This window comes from Hyphomonas sp. UBA3601 (assembly GCF_002375605.1).
GTDB lineage: Bacteria > Pseudomonadota > Alphaproteobacteria > Caulobacterales > Hyphomonadaceae > Hyphomonas.
In genome coordinates, this window is sequence record NZ_DFME01000117.1 from 30,542 (window position 1) to 52,990 (window position 22,449).

The 22,449-nt window shown below is 57.5% G+C and carries 23 protein-coding genes and 1 riboswitch; of the genes, 11 read left to right on the forward strand and 12 right to left on the reverse strand.

Annotated elements, in window-relative coordinates; genetic code table 11:
• Both B4F73_RS12410 and B4F73_RS12415 read left to right on the forward strand, forming a co-directional pair.
• Positions 1–2,565: efflux RND transporter permease subunit (locus B4F73_RS12410; RefSeq protein WP_290483417.1), on the forward strand; the 2,565-nt coding region annotated here is incomplete at its 5' end.
• Complete coding sequence (locus B4F73_RS12415) at positions 2,562–2,888, forward strand: ArsR/SmtB family transcription factor (RefSeq protein WP_290483418.1); 327 nt, start codon at positions 2,562–2,564, stop codon at positions 2,886–2,888. The genes B4F73_RS12410 and B4F73_RS12415, both read left to right, overlap by 4 nt.
• 23 nt (positions 2,889–2,911) lie before the next feature.
• Here B4F73_RS12415 and B4F73_RS12420 read toward each other — a convergent pair whose 3' ends face one another.
• The 4 genes from B4F73_RS12420 to B4F73_RS12435 all read right to left on the reverse strand — a co-directional run bounded on the left by B4F73_RS12420 (position 2,912) and on the right by B4F73_RS12435 (position 5,467).
• Positions 2,912–3,304: a response regulator gene (locus tag B4F73_RS12420; RefSeq protein ID WP_290479307.1), complete on the reverse strand. Its 393-nt coding sequence runs from the start codon at positions 3,302–3,304 to the stop codon at positions 2,912–2,914.
• Between the two features lie 74 nt (positions 3,305–3,378).
• Positions 3,379–3,999, reverse strand: a complete 621-nt coding sequence (locus B4F73_RS12425) for a response regulator transcription factor (RefSeq protein WP_034813546.1) — start codon at positions 3,997–3,999, stop codon at positions 3,379–3,381.
• 7 nt (positions 4,000–4,006) lie between these two features.
• Positions 4,007–5,170, reverse strand: coding sequence for a PAS domain-containing sensor histidine kinase (locus tag B4F73_RS12430; RefSeq protein WP_290479308.1), 1,164 nt, complete (start codon positions 5,168–5,170; stop codon positions 4,007–4,009).
• A gap of 30 nt (positions 5,171–5,200) precedes the next feature.
• Positions 5,201–5,467, reverse strand: coding sequence for a hypothetical protein (locus B4F73_RS12435; protein ID WP_290483419.1), 267 nt, complete (start codon positions 5,465–5,467; stop codon positions 5,201–5,203).
• Between the two features lie 151 nt (positions 5,468–5,618).
• Between B4F73_RS12435 and ccoN the strand changes: the two genes are divergently transcribed.
• The 9 genes from ccoN (at position 5,619) to cobU (ending at position 14,108) form a co-directional block, all read left to right on the forward strand.
• Positions 5,619–7,301 (forward strand): cytochrome-c oxidase, cbb3-type subunit I, encoded by a 1,683-nt coding sequence (gene ccoN / locus B4F73_RS12440; RefSeq protein ID WP_349677830.1) that lies wholly within the window; start codon positions 5,619–5,621, stop codon positions 7,299–7,301.
• A 10-nt stretch (positions 7,302–7,311) separates the two neighbouring features.
• Positions 7,312–8,082 (forward strand): cytochrome-c oxidase, cbb3-type subunit II, encoded by a 771-nt coding sequence (gene ccoO, locus B4F73_RS12445; RefSeq protein WP_034813539.1) that lies wholly within the window; start codon positions 7,312–7,314, stop codon positions 8,080–8,082.
• 12 nt (positions 8,083–8,094) lie between these two features.
• Positions 8,095–8,256 (forward strand): cbb3-type cytochrome c oxidase subunit 3, encoded by a 162-nt coding sequence (locus B4F73_RS12450; RefSeq protein ID WP_206992951.1) that lies wholly within the window; start codon positions 8,095–8,097, stop codon positions 8,254–8,256.
• Positions 8,249–9,133: a cytochrome-c oxidase, cbb3-type subunit III gene (ccoP, locus tag B4F73_RS12455; protein ID WP_290483420.1), complete on the forward strand. Its 885-nt coding sequence runs from the start codon at positions 8,249–8,251 to the stop codon at positions 9,131–9,133. The genes B4F73_RS12450 and ccoP overlap by 8 nt, the downstream gene beginning before the upstream one ends.
• 8 nt (positions 9,134–9,141) lie before the next feature.
• Complete coding sequence (gene ccoG, locus B4F73_RS12460; RefSeq protein ID WP_290483421.1) at positions 9,142–10,614, forward strand: cytochrome c oxidase accessory protein CcoG; 1,473 nt, start codon at positions 9,142–9,144, stop codon at positions 10,612–10,614.
• A complete protein-coding gene (locus B4F73_RS12465) occupies positions 10,611–11,123 on the forward strand; it encodes a FixH family protein (RefSeq protein ID WP_290483422.1) in 513 nt (170 codons plus the stop codon). The genes ccoG and B4F73_RS12465 overlap by 4 nt, the downstream gene beginning before the upstream one ends.
• Positions 11,120–13,363, forward strand: coding sequence for a heavy metal translocating P-type ATPase (locus B4F73_RS12470; protein ID WP_290483423.1), 2,244 nt, complete (start codon positions 11,120–11,122; stop codon positions 13,361–13,363). The genes B4F73_RS12465 and B4F73_RS12470 overlap by 4 nt, the downstream gene beginning before the upstream one ends.
• A gap of 6 nt (positions 13,364–13,369) precedes the next feature.
• Complete coding sequence (gene ccoS / locus B4F73_RS12475) at positions 13,370–13,522, forward strand: cbb3-type cytochrome oxidase assembly protein CcoS (protein ID WP_084333195.1); 153 nt, start codon at positions 13,370–13,372, stop codon at positions 13,520–13,522.
• A gap of 76 nt (positions 13,523–13,598) precedes the next feature.
• Positions 13,599–14,108 (forward strand): bifunctional adenosylcobinamide kinase/adenosylcobinamide-phosphate guanylyltransferase, encoded by a 510-nt coding sequence (gene cobU / locus B4F73_RS12480; RefSeq protein WP_290479314.1) that lies wholly within the window; start codon positions 13,599–13,601, stop codon positions 14,106–14,108.
• Here cobU and cobD read toward each other — a convergent pair.
• The 8 genes from cobD to B4F73_RS12520 form a co-directional block, all read right to left on the reverse strand.
• On the reverse strand, positions 14,092–15,090 hold the full coding sequence (cobD, locus tag B4F73_RS12485) for a threonine-phosphate decarboxylase CobD (protein WP_290483424.1): 999 nt from the start codon (positions 15,088–15,090) through the stop codon (positions 14,092–14,094). The genes cobU and cobD overlap by 17 nt on opposite strands.
• Positions 15,087–16,037 (reverse strand): adenosylcobinamide-phosphate synthase CbiB, encoded by a 951-nt coding sequence (gene cbiB, locus B4F73_RS12490; protein WP_290483425.1) that lies wholly within the window; start codon positions 16,035–16,037, stop codon positions 15,087–15,089. The genes cobD and cbiB overlap by 4 nt, the downstream gene beginning before the upstream one ends.
• On the reverse strand, positions 16,037–17,521 hold the full coding sequence (locus B4F73_RS12495) for a cobyric acid synthase (protein ID WP_290483426.1): 1,485 nt from the start codon (positions 17,519–17,521) through the stop codon (positions 16,037–16,039). The genes cbiB and B4F73_RS12495 overlap by 1 nt, the downstream gene beginning before the upstream one ends.
• The gene (locus tag B4F73_RS12500; RefSeq protein ID WP_290483427.1) at positions 17,518–18,279 is read right to left on the reverse strand and encodes an ABC transporter ATP-binding protein; all 762 of its coding nucleotides are present in this window, start codon (positions 18,277–18,279) and stop codon (positions 17,518–17,520) included. The genes B4F73_RS12495 and B4F73_RS12500 overlap by 4 nt, the downstream gene beginning before the upstream one ends.
• Positions 18,272–19,264 (reverse strand): FecCD family ABC transporter permease, encoded by a 993-nt coding sequence (locus B4F73_RS12505; protein WP_290479318.1) that lies wholly within the window; start codon positions 19,262–19,264, stop codon positions 18,272–18,274. Before B4F73_RS12505 ends, B4F73_RS12500 begins: the two co-directional genes overlap by 8 nt.
• Positions 19,261–20,088 carry an ABC transporter substrate-binding protein gene (locus B4F73_RS12510; RefSeq protein ID WP_290483428.1) on the reverse strand — a complete coding sequence of 276 codons (828 nt, stop codon included), beginning with the start codon at positions 20,086–20,088 and terminating at the stop codon, positions 19,261–19,263. The genes B4F73_RS12505 and B4F73_RS12510 overlap by 4 nt, the downstream gene beginning before the upstream one ends.
• A 9-nt stretch (positions 20,089–20,097) precedes the next feature.
• Positions 20,098–21,945, reverse strand: a complete 1,848-nt coding sequence (locus B4F73_RS12515; protein WP_290479320.1) for a TonB-dependent receptor plug domain-containing protein — start codon at positions 21,943–21,945, stop codon at positions 20,098–20,100.
• 163 nt (positions 21,946–22,108) lie between these two features.
• Positions 22,109–22,297, reverse strand: a riboswitch (cobalamin riboswitch).
• A gap of 56 nt (positions 22,298–22,353) precedes the next feature.
• Positions 22,354–22,416: a hypothetical protein gene (locus B4F73_RS12520; protein WP_414651871.1), complete on the reverse strand. Its 63-nt coding sequence runs from the start codon at positions 22,414–22,416 to the stop codon at positions 22,354–22,356.
• Between the last annotated feature and the right edge of the window lie 33 nt (positions 22,417–22,449).

The following is a 22,449-nucleotide window of genomic DNA, read 5'->3' on the forward strand; positions in this document are numbered from 1 at the left end:
GGCTCTGGCGACTCAATCATCATTCAGGCTGGCGACCGGATCGCCGCTGTGGGCGATCTCGAACGGCTGGAAATTCAAGCTCCTGATGGTCGCATGGTTTATCTTTCCGACGTCGCGCGGGTCCGTGTGGCCGGCATCGAGACAGAGGCACGAGCCTGGACGCTGGAGCGGAATGCTGAGCGTGCGGAATTCGAATCACTTCCTGCCGTTACGCTTTCCCTGGCGAAACGGCCAGGCGCCAACGCGGTGGTGGTTGCGGATCAGATCCTCGAGCGTCTTGAACTATTGAAGCGTGAAATGATACCGGAAGGGGTCCATATTGCTGTGACCCGCAATTATGGCGAAACGGCAAACCACAAGGCGAATGAGTTGCTCTTCCATCTGGGGCTGGCGACCGTTTCGATTGTGGTGCTGATCGCGTTTTCCATTGGTTGGCGTGAAGCCTTGGTGACCCTGATTGTCATCCCGACCACAATCCTGCTGACCTTGTTTGCGGCACTGATGATGGGATACACGATCAATCGAGTCAGCCTGTTTGCGCTGATCTTCTCGATCGGCATTCTGGTTGATGATGCGATCGTCATGATCGAAAATATCTCCCGGCATTGGGCGATGAAGGACGGTCGCCCACGCGCTCAGGCCGCCATCGATGCGGTATCGGAAGTAGGAAATCCTACCATTGTTGCCACACTGACCGTTATTGCGGCCCTCTTGCCCATGATGTTCGTCTCGGGGCTCATGGGCCCTTACATGGCGCCTATTCCCGCAAACGCATCGGCCGCCATGCTGTTCTCTTTCTTCGTCGCGGTGGGAATCGCGCCTTGGTTGCTGATGAAGATTGCCGGGAAGGCGCCTGTCAGTGGGCACTCAGAGCATGAGGAGACCCGTTTGGGTCGCTTCTACCGATCTGTTGCGGGACCGATTGTCGCGAGCCGGAAAAATGCCTGGATATTCTTGGGGCTTGTCGGCGTTGCGACGCTCGCATCGCTTACTTTATTTGCCACCAAGGCTGTTACCGTCAAGCTGCTGCCCTTTGACAACAAATCGGAAATTCAGATCGTGCTGGACATGCCGGAAGGCACGACATTGGAAGAGACCGAACGCACCCTGTTTGCCCTCGCCGCGACGATGTACGATGTAGAGGAAGTTGAATCCGTTCAGGCTTATGCTGGCACAGCAGCGCCGTTCAATTTCAATGGTTTGGTGCGTCACTACTTCCTGCGTGCCGCACCGGAACTAGGGGACTTGCAGGTCAATCTTCTGGAAAAGAGTCATCGAGACCGGTCCAGCCATGACATCGCTCTTGCTTTGCGGGACCAGTTGCATGTCGTGCCATTGCCCGAAGGGGCGAGTGTGAAAGTGGTGGAAGTGCCGCCCGGTCCGCCAGTCCTTTCGACACTGCTGGCCGAGATATACGGCCCGGATGCCGAAACGCGGCGCAAGACGGCCGATGTGATTGAGCAATTGTTCCGGGACACGGAGTACATTGTCGATGTGGACAATTCCTTCGGAGGACCGCAACCGCGTCTCGTCCTTTCCGTGAATGAGACGATTGCGGCTGATCAGGGCGTCGCTGAGCAGGATATACTGGATTCGCTGGCGTTGATCTATTCAGGCCAGATCGTTGGCGTGGCACCCCGCGGCGATGGACGTGACCCACTCTCCGTATCGATCCGCCTACCGAAATCTGCGCAGGTCTGGTCCGAGCGCACGGCCAGTTTGCCAGTTCCCATACAGTCGGGCGCGCAAGCTGTCGAACTGGGCACGCTCGTGGACGCCCGGATGGAAGCGGGGTCATCGACGATTTTCCGGAGAGATGGCTACTTCGCTGACATGGTCATGGGCGAGCTTGCTGGCCGGTTCGAAGCGCCGATCTATGGGATGTTGGAAATTCAGGATCAGGTGGAATCGTATGATTGGAAAAGTGCGGGGCTGGAGCAGCCTGCTATCCGTCTCTATGGTCAGCCATCTGATGAATCAAAGCCCTCCCTGCTTTGGGACGGCGAGTGGGAAATCACCTATGTCACTTTCCGTGACATGGGTGTGGCGTTTGGGGTGGCTCTGGTCGCCATATACATTTTGGTGGTCGCCCAGTTTGGCACGTTCCGGACACCCCTCGTTATCCTGACACCTGTGCCGCTCACTCTGATCGGCATCATGATCGGGCACTGGCTGTTCGGCGCGGCGTTTACTGCGACCTCCATGATTGGCTTTATAGCCCTTGCCGGAATTATTGTTCGAAACTCGATCTTGCTGGTCGATTTCGTTCGGCATGGCCAATTTGCGGACAAGCCATTGAAAGAAGTTCTGCTGGATGCGGGCGCGATCCGCTTCAAGCCAATCCTGTTGACGGCGCTGGCGGCGATGATTGGTGCGGCAGTGATTCTGACAGATCCGATCTTTCAGGGACTCGCGATTTCGCTCCTTTTCGGGCTTGCCTCTTCAACGGCTCTGACGGTGCTCGTGATTCCGGCGATCTATGTGGCGCTGAAGGGCCCAGATTGGGTGGCACCAGCGGTTTCTGATGGCGATGACGATCTTGTCACAGAAGGTCAGACGGCATGAGCGAGCCTGCCGATCCACGTCCCGGTCCAGATTCAGTTGATGCGCTGTCGGATCAAGTATCCGAAGTTTGCGCGACACTGCGGGCGATGGCCAATGAGACCCGTCTACGTATTCTCTGTGAGTTGTTTGACGGTGAAATGCCTGTAAACCAGATTGCCGAGGCAGTGAACCAATCGCTATCAGCCGTGTCGCAACATTTGTCGAAATTGAAGGCCGAGGGGCTGGTTTCGTCGCGACGGGACGGTCAGGCGATATTCTACCGTTCGACCGGAGGTGTTGGCACGGCAGTCATCGAGACATTGTGCAAATTCTACGACCAGTGATTCCTGCAGAAGACGAGACGAACCTAATGGAGTTGCTTTGTCGCCTCTGACAATCGGTCCAGGATTTCCTGAGGAGCAGAAGACTTTTCGACAACAGCGGCATATCCAGCCTTGAGCGCGCGCTCCTTGAGCGTTGTGGAGTAATAGCCAGTGATCAGGATTGCGGGTGTCATGTCGCCAGCCAGCCTCATTTTCTCGAGAAGATCCACACCGTCAAACCGAGGTAGTTTGTAATCGATCAAAAGGCAATCGACTTGCAGACTTGGTTGGTTCATCAGGATTTCCATGCCGTTGCGATAGGAATCTACGGCAAACCCGCGTGATCGCAGGAGCATCATGAGGGAGTAGCGAACCTCCTCATCATCCTCGACAAGTGCAACCCTCAGCAGGTCGGGCTGTGAAACGGACTGATTCATTTAGGCGTGGTCTCGATAGTTTCGGAGTCACACATCTATGATCGCAGGAGTATGACGTCTCTAAGTAGACCTACTTAGCGCGCCTCTTTGCGGCCTCGTTCCGCCATGAATGCAACGCGCAGCGCTGCAGACAAACTGTCGGCTTCAAGTTTTTCCATCAGGTTTGCACGGTGAATTTCCACCGTTCGGGGGGAGATCGACAATTCGTCGGCGATGGCCTTGTTGGTCATGCCCTCAACCAGGCAATCGAGCACTTCGGATTCTCGGGTCGTTAGTCGGGTTAGTTTCGCAACCGCCTCATTCTTGAGCCCTTGTTGGGCCTCGTCGTCGGAAATGCGGCTGAAACCGGTTTCGATGGCTTCAAGCAGAGCCTTTTTCTCATAAGGTTTTTCCAGGAATTCGATGGCGCCATTCTTCATGGCCTGAACGGCGACCGATACATCTCCATGCCCTGTGAGCACAATGATGGGCATCTTGTTGCCGCGTTCGGACAAGGCCTGCTGTACAGTCAGGCCATCCATCACCGGCATGCGAACATCCAGAAGTATGCAGGCGGAGTCGTTCGGCTCATATTCGTCCAGGAAGCTCACGCCATCCGGATAGGTCTTCACCGTGTAGCCGGCATGCCGCAGCATGAAGCTGGCGGAATGCCGGATGGCATCATCGTCATCTACGAGGAAAATGGTCTTCGTCATCGCATGCTCACCCTGCCACGTTCGTGGCTACTCTTAAAGTAAACGTAAACGATGCTCCAGCGCCAGGTTCGGACGAAACCGCAATCGTGCTGCCATGCGCCTCGATTATGGTTTGGCAAATCGACAAGCCAAGCCCCATGCCACTGGCTTTGGTTGTTTGAAAAGCATCGAATGGGGAATGGAGCAACTCCTCTGAAAGCCCCGGGCCATTGTCCTTGACCTCGATCGTCACTTCCTCGCCGGAAGACTGCGTATAGATCCAGATCTGAGGTGTTTCTGTTCCCGAAAGCGCCTCAATGGCATTCCTGATGAGATTGGCGAACACTTGTCGCAACTGGAGCCTGTCCGCCATGACAATGATCCCGGGATCTTCCATTCGAAGAATTACTCGGGCGAGGGGGCCTTCGATGCCGACCTTGGCGATGGCCGCAGCGTCGTCAATCACACCCTTCAGGGGAGCGGGCCTGAGATCGAGTTCCCCGCGTGAGACGTAATCGCGCAACCGGCGAACAATCTGGCCAGCCCGGATTGATTGTTCTGCAGCGGCGGACACCGCTTCCTGAACCATGGCTAGGTCATTCTCGCTCGGTTCATCCAGCAGGTCACGTGCGGCTTCGAGATAGTTTGCGACGGCTGTGAGCGGCTGATTGAGTTCGTGAGCCATGGCGGAGGCCATCGTCCCGACCGCGCTCAGCCGCGAGAAGTTTCCGAGTTCCGCCTGGAGCTCCCCGATACGATGCATGTTGGCCTGTTTCTCGGTGATATCACGGATGAACCCCGTAAACAGCTTGCGGCCGCCGATACTGGCTTCGCCAATCTTCAATTCCACCGGTATGGAATCGCCATTTGCGAGGCGCGCTTCAACGATCCGACCGATACCAATGATCTGGCGCTCTCCGGTGGTTAGGTAGTTGCGGATATATTGGTCGTGATGCGTCTGGTCAGATTGGGTCATCAGGCATTTGATATTCGTCCCAACGACATCTTCCGACTTGTAGCCGAACAAGTTTTCGGCCGCCCGGCTGAACGCCATGATGATTCCCGTGTCATCAATCACGATCATGGCATCTGGGACCGACAGCAGGATGGATCTCAGAATCGACTGGAGCGAATCCGAATCCTGAAAGTCGGTATTCTCCAAGCGCCAGAGGTCAGACAGGGGATTCGGCATGATCCCAGCACTGTAGGTGCGGCTGGGCATTTAGGAAAGAACAGACCTCGTGCGGAGACGTGAATGCCGCAGGTCGTTCAACAGGAGCGCACCGAAAGCCAACAGCCCGAGCAGAAGCGCGTAGCATCCCCAGCAATGCATCAGTTGTGCGCCGGCGCTTTCAATCGGAATAGTCACAGACTTTCCAAGACAGGTCGGCAGGATGAGTGTGGATTGCGCAGAAGCCTGCAAGACCATCTTGGTGATGCCCGCAAACACCAGCGCGGCGGCGATGGCATAAGAATGAATTCGTTTCACAGGCAAGACCCTCCAATTTCCGCCCTCGTTTAAGAGAGGCGGACGAACTGTCCCATACGGGAAAGCCCCTATACGCGCCGCAAAGCGATCACCGTAATCAGGCCCCATACGACGCAACCGCAACGCTCTGCGGAAGGGGCTAAACAGAATGATGACATCACGAACCAATTCATCGAATGCCAGCGGGGGGAGTATCGCAAGTGTCTCCGCGCTGGTTGCGATCTTCGGGGTGCTCGCCCTGATCATCGCAGGACGCACGATTGATCACGCCATGGGCATTCAGGCGATGACGTTCATCGCGCTGGCCACGGCGTTTCTGGTGGGCACGGGTTTGTGGGCTGGCAATTTGCTCGACCGCAATCCATTCGATGAGTCGCGCTATGAAGACACGCTGGTAAAATATGGTGTATTCGCGTCCATGTTCTGGGGTATTGCGGGACTATTGGTTGGCGTCATTATCGCGCTTCAACTGACCTTCCCGAACATCTTCTACTTCCCTGAACTGGGATGGACGAATTTTGGGCGATTGCGGCCGTTGCATACCAGCGCTGTGATCTTCGCCTTTGGTGGAAACGTGCTGCTAGCGACAAGCTTTTATGTCGTCCAGCGCACCTGTCGCACGCGCATAGCGGGCGGTATGTGGCCCTGGTTTGTTTTTTGGGGCTACCAGATATTCATTGTGCTTGCGGCGACTGGCTACCTGATGGGGGTGACCCAGTCGAAAGAGTATGCAGAGCCTGAATGGTACGTAGATCTGTGGCTGACGATTGTGTGGGTTGCCTACCTGCTCGTGTTCCTCGGTACGCTGTGGAAGCGCAAAGAGCCGCATATCTATGTAGCGAACTGGTTCTACCTTTCCTTTATCGTGACCATCGCGATGCTTCACATCGTAAACAACTTGTCCATTCCCGTGTCATTGACGGGCACAAAGTCAGTGCAGGTATTTTCGGGTGTTCAGGATGCGATGACGCAATGGTGGTACGGTCACAATGCGGTCGGCTTTTTCCTGACCACAGGCTTCCTCGCCATCATGTATTATTTCATTCCGAAGCGAGTTAATCGACCAGTCTATTCCTACCGGCTGTCCATTGTTCACTTCTGGAGCCTTATCTTCATCTATATCTGGGCGGGGCCGCATCACCTCCATTACACGGCGCTGCCCCAATGGGCGCAAACGCTTGGGATGACCTTCTCGATCATGCTCTGGATGCCCAGCTGGGGCGGCATGATCAACGGCGTCATGACCCTGTCTGGTGCCTGGGACAAGCTGCGCACGGATCCAGTGGTTCGCATGATGGTCGTGTCGTTGGCGTTCTACGGCATGGCGACGTTCGAAGGTCCGCTTATGTCAGTGCGTGCCGTCAACTCACTCAGTCACTATACGGAATGGGGAATCGGGCATGTTCACTCCGGGGCGCTCGGCTGGGTTGGGTATATCAGCTTCGGGGCGCTCTATTGCCTCGTGCCGTGGCTCTACAAGAAGAAGGCTCTGTTCTCGAAGTCTCTTGTCGAATGGCACTTCTGGATCTCCACGATCGGCATCCTGTTCTACATGATCTCCATGTGGTTTGCCGGAATCATGGAAGGCCTGATGTGGCGTGCCTATAACGAGTATGGCTTCCTCGAATACAGCTTCGTGGAAACCGTCGAAGCCAAGCACATCAGCTACATGATCCGTGCGCTGGGCGGCAGCCTTTACTTCAGCGGTGCCTTGATCATGGCCTACAACCTTGTGCGTACCGCACTTGGCCATGGCGCTGCCGAGCCGGTCGAGGCCAAGCCCGACCCATACGCAACTCCCGAACCACGCACGACGCTGGTTCCGGCTGAATAGGAGCGAATCCATGAGTATTCTGAACAAACATGGATTGCTGGAGCGTCACTCGCTTCTGCTCACCATAGGTATCTTGGTTGTGGTCTCCATCGGCGGACTGATCCAGATGGCACCGCTTGCCTATATGGACAACACGATCGAGAAAGTGGACGGAATGCGTCCCTACACCCCGCTCGAACTGATGGGCCGGGACATCTACGTCCGAGAAGGCTGCTATGTTTGCCACAGCCAGATGGTGCGCCCTTTGCGGGATGAAGTGGAACGCTATGGCCACTACTCACTCGCGGCAGAAAGTATGTACGACCATCCTTTCCAGTGGGGGTCCAAGCGGACTGGTCCCGATTTGGCCCGTGTTGGTGGAAAGTATTCTGCTGAATGGCAAGTGGACCACCTCAAGGATCCGCGTGCGCTGGTACCGGAAAGTGTCATGCCGCCTTATGCCTTTCTTGCAGAGAAGAAGCTGAACTTCGACCGGATTGAGGATCGCCTTCGCACCGAGCGCATGCTTGGCGTGCCTTATACAGATGAAATGATCGAGAACGCGGAAGGGCACCTCTACGCTCAGGCCGATCCAGACGAAAAAGGATATGATTATCTAGATGGCTTACTTGAACAATATGATGGCGCATCCGGGCGCGAGGGCTCCGTTGAGTTTCGCGACTATGATGGTGATCCTCGGCGCGTCACGGAGATGGATGCCATTGTGGCCTATCTTCAAATGACCGGCACGCTCGTCGACTTCTCGACCTATGAAGCTGATGACCTCAGCAATCGGCGCTAGGAGGCAACTCGCATGTATGAAGCACTCTCAAGTTTCGCTCAGACCGGTGGCCTGGTCTATTTCGTCCTCATGTTTGCCGGGGCATTGATCTACGCCTTGTGGCCCAGCAACCAGGAAACATTCGACCGCGCCGCCAATTCTCCGCTTGAAGACAAGGGGCCGTCAAATGACTGATGAATCCAAGGACATTGACCAACATTCCGGCGTTGAGACGACCGGACACTCGTGGGACGGAATCAAGGAGCTGAACAATCCGCTGCCGCGCTGGTGGTTGTATGTCTGGTACATGTCAATTGCTTGGGCGATTGTCTACATGATCCTGATGCCGGCCATACCTGCGTTGCCGGGACTCGGTACCAACACCAAAGGTCTTCGCGGACATTCAGATCGAGTTGAAGTCGCCAAGGCGGTGAGCGAACTCAAGACGGCGCGTGACGCACAATCCATCGTCCTTTTGGATGCTGGGCTCGAAAAGATCGAAACCGACCGCACCTTGCAGCAGTTTGCGCTGGCCATGGGTGAAAGTGCCTTCGGCGACAATTGCGCAACTTGCCATGGGGCAGGTGGGCGCGGCGCCATTGGGTATCCGGCGCTGGCAGATGACGTTTGGCTTTGGGATGGTTCCCTGGACGGTATCGAATACACGATCCGACACGGTATCCGTCACGATACCGATGATGGAACCCGCTTTTCCGCGATGCCGGCGTTTGGACGAGATGGCCTGCTGAAGCGCAGCGAAGTGGATGATCTTGCGCAGTACGTTCTTGATCTGTCAGGGCACAGTGATGATCCGGAAGCTGTATTGCGGGCCGCACCAATCTTTCAGCAGCAATGCGCTACTTGTCATGGGGCGGACGGGACCGGGGATCGCACCCAAGGGGCACCAAATTTGACGGATGCAGAGTGGCTGTATGGTGACCGCGAAGCGGACATCGAAGCCACTATCTACAATGCCCGCAATTCCCACATGCCAGCTTGGGACGACCGATTGGATGACGCAACTATCAAGGCGATTGCCGTTTACGTACATTCGCTCGGCGGCGGCGAGTAGGAGCCAGTATGGCCAGCACAACCTTGATCGACCACGCTTCGGAACTCCCTGCCCAATCAGGCGGGGAGCCACCGCGGCATGAAGACCTCTACGCCAAGCGCAAGCAGATCTACCCCAAGCTCGCGCATGGCAAGTTCCGGACGATCAAATGGATTGTGATGGCCGTCACTCTGGGTGTTTACTATGGCTTGCCATGGGTAAGATGGAATCGCGGTGAAGGCATTCCAGATCAGGCTGTGTTGGCAGACTTCTCCAGCGAAAAATTCTACTTTTTCTTTATCGAACTCTGGCCGCAGGACATCCACTACATGGCTGGCGGGCTGATACTCGCCTCCCTATTGTTGTTTCTTGTGACCTCCCTGCTTGGTCGGGTCTGGTGCGGATACACATGCCCACAAACCGTTTGGACCGATCTCTACATATGGGTCGAGCGCGCCTTTGAGGGTGACCGTGCGACCCGCATGCGTCTCGACAAAGCACCTTGGACGGCAAACAAGATCGCGAGAAAACTGGGCAAACATGCTGTCTGGCTTGTTATCGCATTCTGGACCGGTGGCGCTTTCATTCTCTACTGGCATGACGCACCGACTGTCGCTGCTGGCTGGTTTACCGGTGATGCGCCCCTGACCGCCTATTGGTTCGCCGGAATCCTCACATTGACAACTTATTTCCTGGCAGGGACGATGCGCGAACAGGTGTGCACTTATATGTGCCCCTGGCCGCGCATTCAGGGCGCTTTGACAGATGAGCAGGCCCTCAATGTGACCTATCGCTATGACCGCGGTGAACCCCGAGGTCCGAAGCGTAAATCCGAGAGCTGGGACGACCGTGGCGATTGCATTGATTGCAATCAATGTGTTCAGGTTTGTCCGATGGGCATCGATATCCGGGATGGTGAGCAACTCGAATGCATCCATTGCGCACTATGCATCGATGCGTGCGACGAGATCATGGCGAAGGTAGATCGGCCCAAGGGTCTTATTGCCTATGATACACAGATTGCCGTGGCTGCGCGAAATGAAGGGCTGATCCCGCCCAAGCACAAACTGATTCGAGCACGTACTGTCGTCTATGCTGTCGTCATGCTTGCCATCGGGAGTCTGATGGCGTGGGGGCTTGCCACCAAGTCGACCATTGAAGCAAACATACTCAAGGATCGCTCGCCCCCCTTTGTCACCCTTTCGGACGGACGTATTCAGAATGGTTACACACTCAAGCTCGTGAACAAGGCAAGTGAACCCCGTACAATGCTGCTTGATGTCAGTGGATTGGAAGGGGGGGCGTTCAAGGTGATCGGTATGGAGCATGAAGGCAGCGACACGCTCGAATTGCCTGTGGAGGCATTTGGGGTGGATCGCTACCGCATCCTCGTAGTGGCAAATGCGACCGTTCCTCGCCGACAAGTGACGTTCACGGTGCGCGACGCGGCCACGGGTGAGACCGATGTAAACATATCTTCGTTCAGAGGAGATGAACAATGACAGACCATGCGCTGAGCGCTGACCCGAGTTCCAAGAGTGGAAAATTGACCGGATGGCATGTGTTTTGGATCATGCTGGGCTTCTTCGGTCTCATGTTCACGGTGAACGGTATTTTCCTCTATCATGCGATTACCAGCTTTCCGGGTGAGGATGTGAAGAAGTCCTACCTGCAGGGTTTGGACTATAACAGCACGCTGGAAGCGAAGGCCTCGCAAGATCTGCTTGGATGGAGCGCTGCGGCTGGCCTGTATGACGAAAATCTTGTGTTCAATCTGGCTGACTCCGCTGGCGAGCCCATCTCGACGCGTTTGGTATCTGTCGAGTTGCGCCATCCCGGCAGTACGACGCACGACGAGGTCGTAGTGCTCGAGTCTCATGGTTCAGGTGACTATGTCACGAGTGTTGCCGATTTACCGGCTGGTAGATGGGACGCTCAGTTCCAGGTCTTTGATGCTGAGGGAGACGAGGTGGTGTTCCGTGCGAACAAGCGGATCGTGATTCTGCCGTGACGAAAGCGATTCCCTCCGTGCCCGGATGCCCCTCTGGTCTTGCACCTGCAGCCACGCGAGATACCAAAAGGGGATATTCGGGCTTTGTTCGGATTGTCGGAGACGAGCGCGCGATCGATCTCCTTGTGCGGGGGGCGAAGTGCGGTGGCTGCCTCAGCAAGATTGAAAAATCCGTCTCGGCCCTGCCGGGTGTGACGCAGGCACGGTTGAACCTTTCGAGCGGACAGATGCGGGTGCGGTGGACCGGCCCGCTTGCCGCTGACCGGATTGCCCAGACGATATCCGATCTCGGTTATGGTGTTTCGGCGCAGGCAGCCGATACCGGCGCAGCCGACAAGGCGCGCGAAGAACGCTCCCTCCTCATCTCGATGGGCGTCGCAGGCTTTGCGGCCGCCAACATCATGTTGCTGTCGGTGTCTGTCTGGGCCGGACATGGCGAGATGGGCGAGGCGACACGCAAAACGCTGCATGCGCTCTCCGGAATAATTGCTCTTCCAGTCCTCCTGTTTTCCGGGCGCCACTTCTTTCGCTCGGCATGGGCCGCGCTCAGCAAGGGGCATGCGAACATGGATGTCCCAATCTCACTGGCGCTGAGCCTCGCGTTTGGGGTTAGCGTTTTTGAAACGATACGCGGCGGTGAACACGCCTATTTCGACGCCGTCGTGATGTTGTGCTTCTTCCTGTTGATCGGACGGTTCCTGGATGCGCGTCTCCGTCGGCAGGCGCATGCGGCAGCGAATGCCCTGGCGGCAATGCAGACAAGTGCTGTCACCCGCCTGAACGACAATGGAAGCGCCGTCTCTGTTGCGGCCAGCGACATTGCGGCAGGGGATCGCATCCTGCTCGCGCCAGGAGAGCGCGCAATGGTGGATATGCGTATTCTCACAGGCATTAGCGATGTCGATGAGAGCCTCGTGACGGGAGAATCTCTTCCCCGTACATTCTCTCCGGGAATGACGCTTCATGCGGGCGCGATCAACGTGACCGGACCCCTTCGCGGTGAGGCGTTGAAGGTCGCTGAAGAGTCGTTGCTGTCACAAATTGGCGAAATGCTGGAGGCTGGTGAGCAGCGCCGGTCTGCCTATCGCCGGATCGCCGACCGTGCCGTTTCCATCTACGTGCCGTTCGTTCATACGACAGCGGTGCTCGCCTGTGTCGGTTGGTTGCTGCTTGGCGCGTCACTACCAGAGGCGCTGATGATCGCCGTAGCGACCCTCATCATTACCTGCCCGTGTGCGCTCGCCCTCGCGGCGCCAGTGGCTCAAGTCGTGGCGGCGGGGCGACTGTTTCGCAAGGGCGTCTATCTACGGTCCGGGGATGCGTTTGAGCGTCTTGCCGAAGTGGATCATATCGTCTTTGACAAGACCGGGACACTTACTCTCGGTACGCCGAAACTAGAAGGCATTCAGCAGAATGGCTGCCCGGTGCCACTTGCGTCGACTGAGGCTGCAGCCATGCTTGCAGATGCCGCCAGCATGGCCCGTGTCAGCCATCATCCGCTTTCGCGCGCCCTCGTGGCCATGGCGGGACCGGGAACTGTGCTGGAAGGTGTACATGAAATTGCCGGGCGCGGTCTTGAGGCGGAAATGGATGGTCAGGTTTGGCGGCTGGGCTCGGCCGGCTGGACAGGTGCGGCGGCGCAAGGCGCTCTGCACGGCCCATCCTTGTGGCTAGACCAGGGCGACACTCCAGCGGTCCAATTTCGCTTCGTTGATGATGTACAGCCGGGTGCTGCTGAGGCGCTTGAGACGCTTCGAGACCAGGGCATCGAGTTGGAGATAGTGTCGGGAGACCAGAATAGCGCCGTTGCCTCGCTGGCTGGGGCCCTCGGGATCAGCGACTGGACCGGAGAAGCCACACCGCAGGAAAAGGTCGCCCGTCTGGAGAGTCTCCGCGCCGATGGCCGCCGCGTCCTGATGGTGGGGGACGGGCTGAACGATGCCGGCGCTTTGTCCCTGGCCCACGCATCTTTGGCACCGGGAGCCGCTATCGACATCACCCAGTCAGCGAGCGACGCCGTATATAGTGGGGGGCTCGAAGCCATTCCGGTCGTTTTGCGCGTAGCGAGAAAAACACGGTCGGTCATGCGGCAGAATTTCGCGCTGGCCGCTGCCTACAATGTTGTCGCCGTTCCGATTGCGGTGACCGGGCACGTAACACCTCTGATCGCCGCCATTGCCATGTCGCTGTCCTCAATTATTGTAACCCTTAACGCAATACGGCTGCAGATCGAGAACTAAAGGTCTATGACCATCATCATCTATCTCATTCCAGTTGCTCTGGCACTTGGCCTGCTGGGGTTGGGCGCGTTTGTATGGTCGATCCGCTCGGGTCAGTTTGACGACATGCAGGGACCTGCCTATCGCATTCTGGATAACGACGACGATACACCCGCCTGATCCAGCCGCCGACTGAGCGCACATGAACCGAGACGAATAATTTGGCCAAGCCGATGCAATTCTGCTTATTGAGCCGATGACGAAATTCCTCATTCTGGGGGGCGCACGATCCGGTAAAAGCGCCCGCGCGCAGGCTCTCGCAGAGGCCGCCTCGCCGCACCGCCTGTTCGTGGCAACCGCCGAGGCACTCGATGCCGAAATGACCGACAGGATCAAACGGCATCAGGCCGATCGCGGTGAAGGCTGGCGAACAATTGAAGCGCCGCTTGATCTGGTGTCCGTGATTCAGGGAGAGATCAATCCGGGTGAGTCCGTACTCATAGATTGCCTGACGCTCTGGCTCTCCAATCTATTCCACCACAATCGAGATATAGAGCAGGAAACTATGGCGCTTTGTAATGCGCTCCAGTCGTCACAGGTGCAGATTGCACTCGTCTCTAATGAAATTGGCTTGGGGTTGGTGCCAGAGACATCTTTGGGACGGGCTTTTCGGGATGCACAGGGGCGGCTGAACCAGAATGTTGCTGCTGTTTGCGATCAGGTGGATTTTGTCGCTGCCGGCCTTCCGCTCAGACTGAAAGGCTGAGCGCTTCCAGCAATCGCGTCTCTGCCGCTTCGTTCGCGATGAGGCCAAAACGCAGATGCTGGTTCGACCAGGAAAAGCGACGCACGTAAATGCCGCGCTCGGCGAGTCGTCTCCAGATCAGATGAGCATCTTCGCACTCAACAAACCGAAAAAGATTGGTTCCGTGAATCTCCTTGATTCCGGTGCCCACCAATATCTCGTCCAGACGTCTTCGGGCATCGTCAAGCCGCGCTCGTGTGCTGACTTGCCAGGAAGTGTCTTGATAGGCGCGCTTGCCAATGTCGAGCGCCAATCCGGATACGGGCCAAACACCGAGAAGGTTTGATATCGGTCGCAGTATATCTTCGGAAGCGATGATTGCGCCAAGGCGCAGGCCAGCGAGCCCGTAGAATTTTCCAAAGGACCGCAACACAATCAAGCCGGGTGCCCCGGCATGTCGGGCGAGGCTGAGTTCTGGTGCAAGGTCAGTATACGCCTCGTCCACGATCAGCCATCCGCCCCGCTCTGCCAGCTTCGCACGAGCTGCCTCCAGTTCATCCGGCTGGAAGAGACGCCCATCAGGATTGTTTGGGTTGCAGATGGCGACGGCGTCTACGTCACTGGATAAAGACAGGGGGGAAGTGGTTTCTATGACGCTACATCCGGCTGTGCGCCAAACTTGTGCATGATCCCCATAAGTGGGGGTCAGAACCGCGACACGTTTCGGAGAAATGATCTGCGGCAACATCCGGATCAGCAATTCACTTCCAGGCGCAAGCACCAATGTGTCAGCGGGCGCGCCAATGACCGATGCCATGGCGGCTCGGCATTGTTGATATGCGTCGCGGGTCGGCAGGGCATTCAGCGTATCTGGCGAAACATCCGGTACTGGATAGGACCACGGATTGATTCCGGTCGATAGATCTATCCATGGCCCTGACGCATTTGGAAATGCGGCGCGCATCTTGTCGAGGGAGCCACCGTGAACGAGATCGTGCCTCATAACATGTACGCTCCGAAAACGACCAATGCCACCAATGCGAATGCCATCGCGCATGAACGGCGGTACAGCGCCAGTCCCCTCAACACATCACCCCGCGCCGGATCTCTCGCACCACCATTTAGCCAGGGCTGACTGGTGGTGCGTCCTTCATATGCGCGCGGTCCCGACAGCCGAATGCCAAGCGCGCCGGCCATTGCAGCTTCAGGCCATCCCGCATTGGGAGAACGGTGTCGTCTTGCGTCTCTCAGCATCACTCTCCACGCTTGTCCCTTCAGCGAGGTGAGGGCGAGGAGCAAGCCCGTCAGGCGCGCCGGAAGGAAGTTTGCCGCGTCATCCAGTCTTGCGGCAAAACCACCGAACGCATAGTGCCGGTTACTGCGATGCCCGATCATCGAATCGAGCGTGTTGATGGCTTTGTACGCAGCAATTCCCGGCAATCCGAATACAAGCCCCCAGAATACCGGAGCAATCACGCCGTCAGACATGTTTTCGGCCAGGCTTTCCAGCGCTGCGCGCGCGATGCCATCTTCCTCCAGTTGCGCAGGGTCCCGGCCTACGATCAATGAAACCGCCTGGCGTGCTCCACTGATATCTCCGGTCGTTAGCGGTTTCGCCACGTCAGCCACGTGCGAATGAAGGCTACGGGACGCGATGAGGCTTGAGGCGATGGCTGCTTCAAGAACAGTTCCGACAAGCGATGGAGGCAACAGGCTCGAAATGGCGTGCGCCAGAGTGGCGACACTCAATACGAGAACCGCACTTGCAAATCCGCCCATCAGGTAACGAACCCCGTGCGACCAATCCGGGCGGTTGAGCATCTGGTCCGCGGTGCCGATTACCCCGCCCAGCCATGTCACGGGGTGACCAATTCGGCGAAACAGTTGTTGAGGCCAGCCAATTGTAACCTCCAACCCCCATGCGCACAGTATCAACGGCGCGAACCCCATCAAGTTTTCCGGCGCCAACCAGGCTCCTCCGCAAGCTTCAGCAGCGCATCAACATCCACGGCTTCCTCGACGCCATCGGCCAATTCGTCCAGAGCGGTGTCCACTGCAGTATCATAGTCGAGATTTCCCCCGCCAAAATGTCCGGCCTGTTCCAGCCACGCACGGCGAAACTCATTGCCTGCGAATGCTCCGTGCAGATATGTTCCTTCGATCCGGCCATTTGCGCTGCGCGCGCCATCCTGCTCCGCACCAAAATTTATGAATGGCCGGTTCGCATCAGGGCCTGACGTGCGACCAGCATGAATGACATAACCGGATGTAGTCGGTCCCAGGGCCGTCACGGCTCTGCTAACAGGTTTCACTTCCTTGTGCCGGGTCATGATCGTATCGACATCGAGCAATCCAAGGCCGGCTGCCTCGCCCGGGTCACCATCGACGCCGAAAGGGTCAGAGACCCGATTGCCAAGCATCTGGTATCCTCCACAAATACCGAGCACCCGGCCTCCCGCACGTGCGTGCGCGATGATGTCGTGGTCCCAACCCTGTGCGCGCAGGAAAGCGAGATCACCGAGTGTTGATTTCGTGCCAAACAGGATAACAACATCCGTGTTGCGCGGAATGGTCTGGCCCGGAGGAATCCAACTGAATTTGACGTTCTCCTCAAGCTTGAGGGGGTCGGCATCGTCGAAATTTGCAATCCGCGACAGTATGGGTGCCGCGATTTTCAAAGCCTTTCCAGAGGGTGTGAGCGGCGTGTCCAGGACGAGCGCGTCTTCGGCAGGCAGTTTCGAAGCGGCGGGCAACCAGGGTATCACGCCGAGGCACGGCCACCTGGCGCGGGTTTCGATTTCCGTCACGCCTTCATCAAACAGCTTCAAATCGCCCCTGAACTTGTTCACCAGAAAGGCGCGGATCATCGCACTGTCTTTCTTCTCAATTACATTCCGTGTTCCAACAAGACTGGCAATGACACCACCTTTTTCGATGTCGCCAACCAGACAAACGGGAACGCCCGCGCGTCGGGCAAACCCCATATTTGCTATGTCCCGGTCGCGCAGATTTGTTTCCGCCGGGCTGCCGGCGCCCTCGACAATGACCAGATCGTACGCATTGGTAAGTCGGCCAAAGCTCTCCATGACTGCGCCCATCAACTGGTCGCGATTGGCCATATAGTCTGCGGCTTCCATGGCATGAGTAGCCTTGCCATGCACGACGAGCTGCGCGGTGCAGTCTGTCTGGGGCTTCAGCAGCACCGGATTCATGTCAACATGGGGATCCAGGCCTGCCGCACGCGCCTGCAGCGCCTGAGCGCGGCCAATTTCACCCCCCGTTGGACAGGCGGCGGCATTGTTGGACATGTTTTGAGGTTTGAAGGGGGCAACACTCAGGCCTCGGCGCCGCGCGATCCGGCAAAGGGCCGCCGTCAGGACAGACTTGCCGACATCCGAGCCAGTGCCTTGCAACATCAGTGCGCGGGCGGTCATGCGGTACCGTCAATATGAATGTTCAACCCCTCGACCCGTGCCGCAACGCCATAAATGTCTCTCATTCGCTCGGCTGTCAGTGTTTCGGACGGAGGGCCATCCGCTTCAATACGCCCATCCTTCATCCAGACCATGCGAGAGGCATAGCGTGCAGCGAGCTGAATATCATGGAGCACGACCAGTGCGCCGCCACCTTGGTCCACATAGGTGCGGATCAGGTCGAGAATCCGAAATTGCTGACGGGGGTCCAGCGCAGCTATGGGCTCATCCGCGATGAGCAAAGGCGCTTCGGCGGCAAACGCGCGCGCACAATGGACGCGGGCCAGCTCCCCGCCTGAAAGCGTATCCGTTCGGCGCCCCGCCAGTTCCAGAAGTCCGCAGGCCTGAAGCGCGCGGTCAACGGCTTCGGCGTCTAATCCTTTCAAGCGGCCCAACGGCGCTCCGTGGCTGAACCGCCCAAGGGATACGACGTCACGGACACTATTCGGCCAGGCAAGCGGCCGGGTCTGGGGAAGGTAGGCTATTTGCCGGGCGCGCTGCGTCGGTGAGAGAGCATCAACCGGTTTACCGCCAAGCAAGCTGAGCCCCGCACTCGCCGATTGCAGGCCCAGACCGGCGCGGATCAAGCTCGTCTTGCCCGCACCATTCGGACCAAGCAGCGCGACGAACTCGCCACAGCCGAGGCGAAAGCTGGCATCGTCTACCAGCACGCTCTCCCTTGCGAGAACGGAGATGTTTTCGACGACGAGATCAGTCATTTCCGGTCCGCCTTTGCATCGCGATCCAGACAAAAGCGGGTGCACCGATGAGCGCCGCGACAACGCCGAGTTTAAGCTCCGCTGACGTCGGCATCAGGCGAACGAAAATGTCAGCGACGACCAGGATCAATCCGGAGAACAGCGCAGACGGCACAAGCGAGCGCGCTGGGTCATGCCCGACGAAGGGACGAATGATATGAGGCGCAACAATGCCGACAAAGCCAATTGCTCCAGCCAGCGCCACCGCGCCACCGGTTGCCAGACCCGCGCCAACCACGGTGAATATCTGCTGGCGCCGCAGATTGAGGCCAATCCCTGCTGCTGCCTCTTCGCCGAGAGTCAGCGCCGACAGGCCGCGCCGCGTAGCAAACAGAGTTGCGCCGCCCGCAAGGATGAAGGGCGCCGCCAGCGTAATTTCGTCAAAGCTGCGATTGGCAACTGAGCCCAGCATCCAGTTGATCATGTCAGATAGTGAAAACGGGTTCGGTGCCAGGTTCATCAACAGGCTCATGGCCGCGCCAGCAAAGCTCGACAGGCCAACACCGATCAGGATGAGCGTGACAACAGACTGGGTGCGCAATGCGGCGATGGTAATGAGAGCTGTTGCCGTCAGTGCACCAATGATCGCGGCAATCGGTACGGCCCAGGGCGTGATCGAGGCGATCCCGTAATAGAGTGCGAACGTAGCCATAAGCGACGCAGACGCCGAGACTCCCAGAACCCCCGGTTCTGCCAGAGGGTTCCTCAGCAAGCCCTGCAAGGCAGCGCCGCTGATGCCCAGCGCGGCCCCGACGATATAAGCCGCGATCGCCCGCGGCAGCCGTATCTGCCAAACGACCAGGCGGTCGCCTGCTTCCGCTCCCCCGAAGAGGGCTGCCAGCAACCGGTCGGCGGGCAGGGCGGTTGATCCGAGGAGGCATGCCGAGAGAATTGCCAACACACTTGCGGCGATCAATGTCGGCATGAGCAGGGTTTCACGCGTCATTGTCCGTCCTTTCCGGCCAACGCCTCGACGGCATCCATCAAGAACCAGCCGCTGCACGAGGTCCACGCGCCTTCAAGCGATACGACTTCGCTCTGGGTAAGCTGCGCCTTTGCGACAGGGTGCTTCATCGGACTCCACGCGTCCGGATGATTGGTGCGCGATCCGAAGAAGGCAGCCGCTACGACATCAGGTTTCTCATAGGCAAGCGTTTCCAACGGGATGGATCGCCAGCCATGTTCTGTTTCCATATTGGTCAGGCCCGCCGCCACGATCATTTCATGAATCAGCGAGCCCGGGCCGGTCGTTACACCTGCGGGCGTCATGTACAATGCGGTCTGGCCAGTCTCGCGCTTTCTCAACCGCGCAAGGCGGTGTTGCATCTCAGTGTTCACGAGCGCACCCCGTTCAGGCTCTCCCAACTCGTTGGCGATGCGTTGCGTGTTTTTCATCACGGAAGGTATGTCAGGCGTCCAACCAACTTCCACCACAGGCACGCCTGCCTTCTCGAAGAACGCGGCGGCATTCGGTCCGCCGCCATAGGACCGCACAACAAGGTCGGGCTTGAGGATCAGTACATTCTCGGCGTTTGGCCTGACGGTCGCGATGCCGCTGGCGGTGTCCCGCATATAGGAAAATTCCCGACCCGCATCCGGCGACAAGGCCAGGACGCGTTCCCGGTCGACAAGCTTCAAAACATACTGGTCGGCGCAATAGTCGAGGCTGACAATCCGGGCAGGGCGCTCAGGCTTTGTGAGCACATTCTTGCCGGCCTGTCCGCAAGCAGACAGAAGAAGCGCAAGAATTGGGATTATCAGCCTCGACATGGAGATGTCCTAGTAGCGGAGCCGCACGCCGACAGATCCGGACAGTCCGGGTGTGCCATATCCCAGGATCTGCTGGTACTCCTCATCGAGCAGGTTCTCGATCCGGCCATAGATTTCGACTGTATCATTGAGATCATAGCTGCCGGTCAGGTCGACGCGTGTCCAGCTGTCGAGTTCGGATCCGTCTGTATTAGTTTCTTCGCCATTGTAGCGAACGAGCACTGCGCCAGAGAAGGGGCCGTCCGGATCAAAAGAAGCTGAGATGTTCCCGGTGCTTTCCGGGAGGCGGGCCAATGCGTTTCCGTTGCCATCATCTGAGTCAATGAACGTATAACTCGCCGCGATACCCAGCCAGTTGTTGATCGCGTAAGCGCCAGTCAACTCGCCCCCCTGCGAGTCCACAAGGGCGATATTGTCGTAGCCAGCCGTGTAAGAGAAATCGATCATGTTTTCGGTTTCCTGATCGAACAGGGTTGCACCAAGGACGATGCGCTCGTCAGCAGACTGCCATTGCACACCAATGTCATAAGCCTCGGAGGTTTCAGCCTTGAGGTTGGTATTGGGGGCGGTCAGTCCACAGAAGGTGCAGATATAGGTCGACTGAAAGATGCTGGGTGCCTTGAAGCCTTGACCCCAGCTTGCCTTGAAGGTGAGCTGATCTGTTGCGGTCCAGGCTGCTGCCACGCGACCCGTTGTTTCAGAGCCGAAAGTCTCGTGATCGTCGACCCGAATTCCGCCTGTCAGTGTCAAACTGTCCACGGGTTTGAATTCGTAGAGCGCAAACAAACTGTCAATCGAGGACTCTTGCTCATTGGCACTTGTCTCTTCGCGCTCCGTTCCAAAGGCCAATGTATTTGTGTCGTTGATGGCGAATGTGCCCTGATAGCGAAACAGCACGCGGTCACCTTCAGTGAAATAACTCTGGACACCGTTTGACGTATTTTCGCGTTCAATATCGGCATAGCCAATCTGAACAAGGTTCTCGAGTCGGCCATCGAACAGTGGCGCTTTCAGGGTGATGTTTCCAGACAGCGTCTCCGAATTCGTGACCTCATCACCATCCGCCACGCTGCCCTGCGCACCGAACGCATAGCTGTCATATTCAGACTCTGCGTCGCTCCACATCAGGCTGGTTTCGAGACGAACACTGGCCGGCAGGTTCAAACCGCCTTTGGCCGAGACCGTCTGTGAGTCGTAGCCGTCGTCTTCGGAGTTACCATTCGCCTCATCCGCTTTGGAAATACCATCTGTGGTCAGTCCGGTAGCCGCGAGCCGGAAATCACCGATTTCATTCGCATTGCTGATCGACGCGCCGCCGCGCAATGTATTGAAGGAGCCGTATTCGCCGAACACCGTGCCTGACAAGCCTTCTGTGGGGCGCTTGGTCGTGATGGACACGACGCCGCCAATGGCATCACTCCCCCAGAGCGTCGATTGCGGGCCTTTCAGCACTTCGATACGCTCAATGGTGTCTGTGTCCAGATAAGCGAAGTTGTAGCCGCCACCGGTGCCGGTCGGATCGTTTACGGGTACGCCGTCGATCAGCACCAATGTCTGGTCATTGGAAGCACCGCGTATACGCACGCTGGCGTTGCCGCCAAAGGCGCCGTTCTGGTTGACCGTGACACCGGGCGCGGTTGCAATAGCGTCCAGGGCAAAGTCGACGCCCAACTCTTCCAGGTCGTCCCGCGTGATGACGGAGACACTTGAGCCAATTTCGGTCATCGTCTGGTCAAGGCGTGATCCATTGACGATGATCGTATCGAGTTTGGTTTCTTCGATGCTTGCAGTCTGGGCGGTCGCCGAGACGGTAAAGCCGAACGCAACAGCCCCCAGCAGGGCGGTTTTGTAGAACATATCTTTTCCTCGCATCCCAGCCGCCCGAATGGTGGATGCAGTTCATAACGACAATCTGGCCTCACCTTGTGATTGGTGCGGACGGCCAGGCCCAGGGGTTCGGATGTCGTTACAAAGGATAGGCTTGAAGCCTTCCCGCCCGCTGAGAACTATTCCCGGCCTCCGGACGAACGACGCGATGGCAGGTCTCCTGGCTCACCGATCGTCATCTCAGGCCGCCTTCCCAGAGCGATTGCTCCAGTGGCTGTATGGCCTTCAACTCCCGGCTCACAGTTGCGGGTACAGCGCCGAATTCACATCGGCTTCCCTCTTAGCTTTCCTTGCAGAAAGCACCATCTGAAAGTGGTAATGTTGCAAGCCTCGCGACCTGTCAATACTGCCGCTATTACAGGACGCGCGGCAAAATGGTCAGAAGTCGACGCCACGCTTGGCTTTGAGCCCCGCTTTGAAGGGGTGCTTCACCTCGACCATCTCGCTGACAAGATCGGCATAGTCGCAAAGTTC

Bases quoted from the DNA above. Each gene is read 5' to 3' on its own strand.
- B4F73_RS12515 (WP_290479320.1), bottom strand. From the start codon at position 21,945: ATGTTCTACAAAACCGCCCTGCTGGGGGCTGTTGCGTTCGGCTTTACC.
- cbiB (WP_290483425.1), bottom strand. From the start codon at position 16,037: ATGGGGTTCGCGCCGTTGATACTGTGCGCATGGGGGTTGGAGGTTACA.
- cobD (WP_290483424.1), bottom strand. From the start codon at position 15,090: ATGAGGCACGATCTCGTTCACGGTGGCTCCCTCGACAAGATGCGCGCC.
- ccoO (WP_034813539.1), top strand. From the start codon at position 7,312: ATGAGTATTCTGAACAAACATGGATTGCTGGAGCGTCACTCGCTTCTG.
- B4F73_RS12465 (WP_290483422.1), top strand. From the start codon at position 10,611: ATGACAGACCATGCGCTGAGCGCTGACCCGAGTTCCAAGAGTGGAAAA.
- ccoP (WP_290483420.1), top strand. From the start codon at position 8,249: ATGACTGATGAATCCAAGGACATTGACCAACATTCCGGCGTTGAGACG.
- B4F73_RS12420 (WP_290479307.1), bottom strand. From the start codon at position 3,304: ATGAATCAGTCCGTTTCACAGCCCGACCTGCTGAGGGTTGCACTTGTC.
- B4F73_RS12505 (WP_290479318.1), bottom strand. From the start codon at position 19,264: ATGACGCGTGAAACCCTGCTCATGCCGACATTGATCGCCGCAAGTGTG.
- cobU (WP_290479314.1), top strand. From the start codon at position 13,599: ATGACGAAATTCCTCATTCTGGGGGGCGCACGATCCGGTAAAAGCGCC.
- B4F73_RS12430 (WP_290479308.1), bottom strand. From the start codon at position 5,170: ATGCCGAATCCCCTGTCTGACCTCTGGCGCTTGGAGAATACCGACTTT.
- ccoG (WP_290483421.1), top strand. From the start codon at position 9,142: ATGGCCAGCACAACCTTGATCGACCACGCTTCGGAACTCCCTGCCCAA.
- B4F73_RS12500 (WP_290483427.1), bottom strand. From the start codon at position 18,279: ATGACTGATCTCGTCGTCGAAAACATCTCCGTTCTCGCAAGGGAGAGC.
- ccoS (WP_084333195.1), top strand. From the start codon at position 13,370: ATGACCATCATCATCTATCTCATTCCAGTTGCTCTGGCACTTGGCCTG.
- B4F73_RS12415 (WP_290483418.1), top strand. From the start codon at position 2,562: ATGAGCGAGCCTGCCGATCCACGTCCCGGTCCAGATTCAGTTGATGCG.
- B4F73_RS12510 (WP_290483428.1), bottom strand. From the start codon at position 20,088: ATGTCGAGGCTGATAATCCCAATTCTTGCGCTTCTTCTGTCTGCTTGC.
- B4F73_RS12450 (WP_206992951.1), top strand. From the start codon at position 8,095: ATGTATGAAGCACTCTCAAGTTTCGCTCAGACCGGTGGCCTGGTCTAT.
- ccoN (WP_349677830.1), top strand. From the start codon at position 5,619: ATGACATCACGAACCAATTCATCGAATGCCAGCGGGGGGAGTATCGCA.
- B4F73_RS12425 (WP_034813546.1), bottom strand. From the start codon at position 3,999: ATGACGAAGACCATTTTCCTCGTAGATGACGATGATGCCATCCGGCAT.
- B4F73_RS12495 (WP_290483426.1), bottom strand. From the start codon at position 17,521: ATGACCGCCCGCGCACTGATGTTGCAAGGCACTGGCTCGGATGTCGGC.